Here is a 3,393-nt window from a genome sequence, read left to right as displayed (position 1 = left end):
TTGGCCGCACCAGTAGCGAGCCGGTTGCGGCGGCCATCGCAGAGCGCAACATCCCGTTCGCTTTTGCGAGTGGCTACGGGGCAGACGGAATACCGGACCGATTTCAGGACCGCCCGCTTCTCACCAAACCTTTTCAGATAGATCAGCTCAAACGCTGCATAGCGAAGTTGATAGATGAAAGGTGAACGCGGAACGGCCAGCAAACAAGGACGTTACGAAAGTTACTTTACACTAAGGTCTTTCTTGATGCCGCGCTATTACTTCAATGTTACTCACGAACACGCGGAGATCGATCGCATCGGCGAGGAATTTCCGGACAAGCACGCGGCTTGGAAAGAAGCAACCGTGATGGCGGGGCAGACCTTGCAAGGGATTGATGGAAAGTTGGTGCCCGGCCGGGAATGGCGGATGGAAGTCAAAGACGAGTTTCAAAAAACTCTCTTTATCCTGCACATCAACGCCGAGAAGCCTGACTGATCGGTTGCCCCAGCGGAGAACCGAAATTGTTGATCCGTGGCGGGCTTAGGAACGCGGCAGAAGCGTTCGTAACTTTTCCTTCAACTGGTCTACCGAGAAGGGCTTGCCGATCGCGGGCGCATCACTGAACTCCTCTTCCAAGGGCGGTGCGCCATAGCCCGTGCTGAAGAGGAAGGGAATGCCTCGACCGCGTAAAACGCGAGCTACCGGAAAAACAAATTCTCCAGCAAGGTTGACGTCCAGAAGTGCCAGATCGAAAGAGCCGGTGGCCGCCAATTCGCATGCTCTTTTTAGATGGGCCGCAGAGGCAACAACCTTGAGGCCCAAATCCTCCAGCATGTCTTCGATCATGAGGGCGACCAATCCTTCATCCTCAACGAGGAGGACCCTGGCGCCAGATACCTCAGGCATTGGTGGATGTGACCCTAATCGGAAACACCATGCGACATCGCGTCCCCTCCGGCTCGAACACCAGGTCGAACTCGCCCGCGAGATCATGCTCGACGCAACGCTCAATCAGCCGCGTGCCGAACCCTCGCCGCTTGGGTGGCGCAACCCGGGGACCACCGCGTTCGATCCATTGGCATTCAAACCTGCTTTGACCCTGTTCTCCGTCGACGATCCTCCAGGTGAGCGACAAGGATCCGCCCGGCGCGGACAGCGAGCCGTATTTTGCCGCATTGGTCAGAAGCTCGTTGAGCACCATGGTGACACTCAGTGCGGTACGCGCGTCTAGATTGACGTTCGGCCCGCCCGTAACAACCCGTCCGCCAGAGACCGGAGCGACGATATCGTGAACCAGTTGCTCGAAAGGGGCATCTTGCCAATTGCGTGTCGTGAGAAGGTCATGGGCACGGGCAAGGGCCAACAGCCGTCCTGTGAAAGTCGGCAGAAACTCTTGCAGATCGGCAGCATGGCGAGCCGTCTGGCTCGCGAGTGACTGCACAGTGGCAAGCGTATTTTTGACACGGTGGTTCAGTTCATCGATGAGCACCTTCTGGGCATTCTCTGCCTGCTTGCGCTCACTGATGTCGACGAGCATGTTGATGGCGCCGACCAGGTTTCCTTCGACATCACGCAGCGGCGTCGGGTAGGGAATGAATGGCACGCGTTTGCCATCAGGACGCTCGGCAATTGCCTCGGCACCGCGAACCGGGCGGTTTTCACGCAACGCCACTGCCATCGGACATTCGTTGTGCGGCAGAGGCGAGCCGTCGGGCCAATAAAGTTTCCAGGTGACGCACCATTCGTCGCCGGGCTGAGGGGTTCTGCCAGCCATCTCGACCGCGGCCCTGTTGAAGAAGTTGATACGGCCCTCGGCATCCGTTGTATAGATCGCCGCGGGCAGCGCCTCAAGCAGATCGCGCATGCGCTGCTCGCCTTCACGCAGGCGGTCCTCCAACTGTTTGGTCGCGGTGACGTCCTGGGCAACGCGCACGCCGTAAAGGAAGCGACCATTCGGATCGCGCACCGACGAACTCGAAATGTCGAGATGGCGCACAGAACCGTCAGGCCGGAGGGCACGCTTGCGGATCGTATAATTCTCGACCTCGCCGCGCACTTGGGCCGCATAGAGTTCGGCATCCTTCGCCTGGTCCGCCGCATCGGTGTAGTCGTAGAATGTCATTGCGAGCAGTTCGTCGCGCGAACGCCCAGTGATCCGACAAAGAGAATCATTCACTCGCAAGAAGCGGCCGCTCTCGTCCGCCTCGGATATCCCGACGATGGCAGCCTCGTATGTTGCCGCAAGTCGGGCATCACTGGCCTGCCGTGCTTCGTTGGCGGCTTGCAAGTCCGTGACGTCGACCGTGAAGCAACGCGTGTTGATGAACCTGCCGTCCACAAATCGGCTGTTCGACGTAATCAGTACATGCTTGACCGAGCCGTCGCGCGCCCGCAACCGCGCCGGATAACGTTCGAGCGGCTGGCCGCAGGAAAGGCGCTGAAGGATGTCGCCGATCACGGGAGCGTCAGCATGAAACTCCGCGATGTGACGGCCAATGTACTCCTCTGGGCTATACCCGAGCAGAGCTAACTCGGCTCTGTTGGCGCGAAGGATGATGCCTTCACCGCTGACGATGTGAAGACCGACCGCGCTGTTCTCGAAGAAGTCCTCGAGGTCCTGCGTTTTATGTCGGACCTCTTCTTCGATCTGCTTTCGTTCAGTGATGTCTTGAAAGCAGTTGATGGCGCCCTGGATGATCCCGGAGTGGTCGCGCAACGCTCGGATGTTGACCAGGGCCGTAAAGCGACAGCCGTCCGGCCGCGCCATGATGACTTCGGCATTGCGCGTGGGCGTTCCAGCCCGGACCGCCGTGGCCATGGGACAATCGCTATGGGCCAGCGGACTTCCGTCGAGATGGTAGAGTTGGTGCGAACCGCAGAAGCGTTCCTTTCTGGCAGGGCTGGGGGTCCTTCCCCACAATTGCACCGCCTCCGTGTTATAGGCGACCAGCAATCCCTTGGCATCGCAAAGATAAACCGCCCCCGGAATGGCATCCAGTGCGGCTTGGCCGGCTGCCACCAGCGCCTCGAACTCCGTCGGCTGGCGACGGGCGGAGAGCGGAAATTCCTCGACGTTGGACATAAAGGGTCTCTCGGGGCGAGAGGAGGCCCACGCCGGGGCCGTTCTGTTCGGAGGAGATTGGCGGACTCCCCCGCTGGGCCGCCCAACAAGCCAGAACGCATCAGAAAGTCGATGGTTTCCTACACCGCACCAGCTCAGCCATTGGTAGGCGCACAGTCGCAAGGTTTAGTCGTCTAACTTCTCTCAGCGGCCAGGCGAGCTGTTTCGACGAGTTCCCGACCCCGCTGCGACAACCGGCATGTTCCTCGCACGGAACCTGCGTTGGACCTCGCGCGTTGGGCGTCGAGAGTGGGGCGCGTTCGGGGAGGTTCTGGTATGCGGCGCCGGAT

The 3,393-nt window shown here is 59.8% G+C and carries 3 protein-coding genes and 1 pseudogene; 2 read left to right on the top strand and 2 right to left on the bottom strand.

What is annotated here, in order from left to right:
• Both IC66_RS48060 and IC66_RS0141070 read left to right on the top strand, forming a co-directional pair.
• A pseudogene (locus tag IC66_RS48060) lies at positions 1 to 185 on the top strand (response regulator); the annotation flags it as partial.
• Positions 175 to 477, top strand: coding sequence for a DUF6894 family protein (locus IC66_RS0141070; RefSeq protein ID WP_240536575.1), 303 nt, complete (start codon positions 175 to 177; stop codon positions 475 to 477). The pseudogene IC66_RS48060 and the gene IC66_RS0141070, both read left to right, overlap by 11 nt.
• Positions 478 to 522: 45 nt before the next feature.
• On the opposite strand, the gene IC66_RS0141065 is transcribed toward IC66_RS0141070, so the two are convergent.
• The gene (locus tag IC66_RS0141065; RefSeq protein ID WP_028144419.1) at positions 523 to 888 is read right to left on the bottom strand and encodes a response regulator; all 366 of its coding nucleotides are present in this window, start codon (positions 886 to 888) and stop codon (positions 523 to 525) included.
• Positions 881 to 3,064, bottom strand: a complete 2,184-nt coding sequence (locus IC66_RS0141060; RefSeq protein ID WP_038951301.1) for a PAS domain-containing sensor histidine kinase — start codon at positions 3,062 to 3,064, stop codon at positions 881 to 883. The genes IC66_RS0141065 and IC66_RS0141060 overlap by 8 nt, the downstream gene beginning before the upstream one ends.
• Positions 3,065 to 3,393 lie beyond the last annotated feature (329 nt).

The sequence above is a fragment of the Bradyrhizobium genomosp. III genome (assembly GCF_000261705.1).
Taxonomy (GTDB): Bacteria; Pseudomonadota; Alphaproteobacteria; order Rhizobiales; family Xanthobacteraceae; genus Bradyrhizobium; species Bradyrhizobium ottawaense.
The sequence above is the reverse complement of the archived record's forward strand: the minus strand, read 5'-3'. Positions and strand labels throughout refer to the sequence as shown.

Excerpts from the sequence above, each read along its gene's own strand:
- IC66_RS0141070 (WP_240536575.1), top strand. The coding sequence starts at position 175 with ATGAAAGGTGAACGCGGAACGGCCAGCAAACAAGGACGTTACGAAAGT.
- IC66_RS0141065 (WP_028144419.1), bottom strand. The coding sequence starts at position 888 with ATGCCTGAGGTATCTGGCGCCAGGGTCCTCCTCGTTGAGGATGAAGGA.
- IC66_RS0141060 (WP_038951301.1), bottom strand. The coding sequence starts at position 3,064 with ATGTCCAACGTCGAGGAATTTCCGCTCTCCGCCCGTCGCCAGCCGACG.